We start from the raw sequence: 2,398 nt of genomic DNA on the forward strand, positions 1-2,398 counted from the left end.
GGAAAGCCAAAATATTTTTTTTTACCAGTTCGTTTTGGGTCTTCCGAAAAAATAAAAAAAAAAAAAAATAAAATAAAAATTAATTTATAAAAAATTTAACTTTAAGTCAATTTTATAAGCAATAAAATTACCTATTAAATAAAAAATTTGAACTAAAAAAAACAATACTAAAACACAAACCCAAATTAAATCTAAATTATTAAATCCATATTCAGAAAAATCATACATTCCTTGAAAACCATAATAATAGGCAATTTGTCCAAGACCTTTCAATCCTACAATAGATAAAACACTGGAATAAGATAAAGAAGATATAAAAAGAGAAATAAATTTTAAAATTAAATATGAAATTGATTCTCTTAATAAAAAATATATTATAAATTGAAAATTATTTGCTCCTAAAGTATAAGCAGTTTTATAAAGTTCAGGATTAATTTGAAGAAAAACTTGTTCACAATTACGAGCAAAAATAGGAATTAAAACTGAAATCAAACATATTATTCCAGCTTTAAATCCATAATAAATATTAAAATAATATCCAATAAAACCATTAATTAATAAAATAATCAAAATTAAATAAGGAATTGAAATAAAAATATTCATTAAATTATTAATAACAAAATAAGTCTTTTTTTTATTAAAAATTCTAAGAAAATACAACACAATTCCTAAAAATAATCCTAAAATACCAGAAATTAAACAAGAAAAAAAATTTATTTTTATAGTTTCCAAAAAACCTTCTAATATTAAATAATGAACTTTAATATTAGAATAATTTTGAAAATTTCCAGAATGACGGTAATTTAAAACATTCCAAAAACGTTTTAAAATAATAAAAATATATTTCATGTTTTTACAAAAAAATTATTTTTTTAATATAGTTATTTTTTTAATATATTATTTTTTTTCGATAATTTCAAAATATTTATTAATTTTTTCTGTCATCACATCATTAATATCTGAAGAAATCATATTTAAAAAATTTGAATATTTATTTTGATATTGATCTATTAATTCTGGTTTTTGTAAAACTTTTTTAAGAGAATTGATTAACTCTGAATCACTATTTTTAACCTTAGTTATCAAAGAAATAGTATAAATATATGAATCTTCTTTATTTTCGTCCAATTCAAAATTTGCAATATAATTAACATCTTTTTTTAATGTGTTTATTCCAATAACAGCAGGATAATTTATAAATAAATCATAATCTGAATTAATATCTTTAAATTTATTAAAAATTTCTATTAAAGTATCTGCTTTATGCAATTCTATATTTGGTGAAATATTAAAATATTCTTCTTTTAAATTTATTTTTTGCAATAAATTTAATTTTTTATCATGAAATTGTGTCTTTCTTTTAATTATTGAAAGATTTTCAAGAAAGCGTAAAGCTAAAGCTTGTTGTGGAACCTCTTTACAAAATAAAATTTTTATTTTTTCTTTAGAATCTATTCTTTTTTGCAAATCTTCCCACTTTTTTATTTTATTAGGATTATTTTTTGTATTGAATAATCCTAAATTAGCCCAATAAAAAGTTTGCGCAACAACAGATTTTTCATCCGGAGATTCTATTTTGCTATTATTTTGATTTAAAACAAAAGTATAAGGTAAATGACTATCTAATTTAGCAATAACACCATCATTATTTAAAATTTCATTAGTTTGTTTGTATTGATGAGGTAAAAAAGAAACTTCTAAAATAATATTTTCCTTTTTTAACTCTTCTTTAACAGGTCCTTCTAAAAAATCTTTTACAGTAGGCAAAGCAGTTGCTATTTTCAAAATTTTATTTTCAGAAGAATTTGAATATTCTTTTTTAAGAAAAAACAAAAAAATAATTATAAAAAATAAAAAAATACAAAAAATAGATAAAATACTTAAAATAAATTTATTTTTTTTCACTTGAAACCATATATTCCTTAATAATAAATTTTAACTTTTCTTCGAAAAATATTTAATTTAAAAAACTTTCTTATAAGAAAAAGGTTCAAAATCATAAGAAGGTTTTAAAGAAGTTATTTTTTCTATTTTACCTTTATTTAAAATAGCAACTTTAGTGCATAAAGTTTTAATAACTGTAATATCATGAGAAATTAAAAAAATAGTTGTTTTAAAATTTTTATTTATTTTATAAAACAAATTTAAAATATTTTTACTCATTTCATTATCTAAAGCAGAAGTGACTTCATCACAAAACATAATTTTAGGATAATAAACTAAAGATCTAGCAATAGCAACTTTTTGTTGTTGACCGCCTGATAATTGTTTTGGATATAAATAAATATAATCTAATAAATCAAAAAATTTAACAACTTCCATAACTCTTTTAAATATTTCATTTTTTTTTATCGAGATAGAATTAGACCGTTTTTCTATTACTAGATATTAATCTAAG

Annotated in this window: 3 protein-coding genes; all 3 read right to left on the reverse strand. The window is 19.0% G+C overall.

The features are described from left to right. Positions 1-84 precede the first annotated feature (84 nt). The 3 genes from ACHMP6_RS01765 to ACHMP6_RS01775 are packed head-to-tail and all read right to left on the reverse strand — an operon-like array spanning position 85 to position 2,379. On the reverse strand, positions 85-849 hold the full coding sequence (locus ACHMP6_RS01765) for an ABC transporter permease subunit (protein ID WP_412097812.1): 765 nt from the start codon (positions 847-849) through the stop codon (positions 85-87). 48 nt (positions 850-897) lie between these two features. Beyond that, on the reverse strand, positions 898-1,905 hold the full coding sequence (locus ACHMP6_RS01770) for a hypothetical protein (RefSeq protein WP_412097813.1): 1,008 nt from the start codon (positions 1,903-1,905) through the stop codon (positions 898-900). Between the two features lie 57 nt (positions 1,906-1,962). Further along, the gene (locus ACHMP6_RS01775; protein ID WP_412097814.1) at positions 1,963-2,379 is read right to left on the reverse strand and encodes an ATP-binding cassette domain-containing protein; all 417 of its coding nucleotides are present in this window, start codon (positions 2,377-2,379) and stop codon (positions 1,963-1,965) included. Between the last annotated feature and the right edge of the window lie 19 nt (positions 2,380-2,398).

The sequence above is a fragment of the Candidatus Phytoplasma palmae genome (assembly GCF_046896035.1).
Lineage (GTDB): Bacteria > Bacillota_I > Bacilli_A > Acholeplasmatales > Acholeplasmataceae > Phytoplasma > Phytoplasma palmae.

What these genes read in the sequence shown, in the direction of transcription:
- ACHMP6_RS01765 (WP_412097812.1), bottom strand. Translation starts at nt 849, where the DNA reads ATGAAATATATTTTTATTATTTTAAAACGTTTTTGGAATGTTTTAAAT.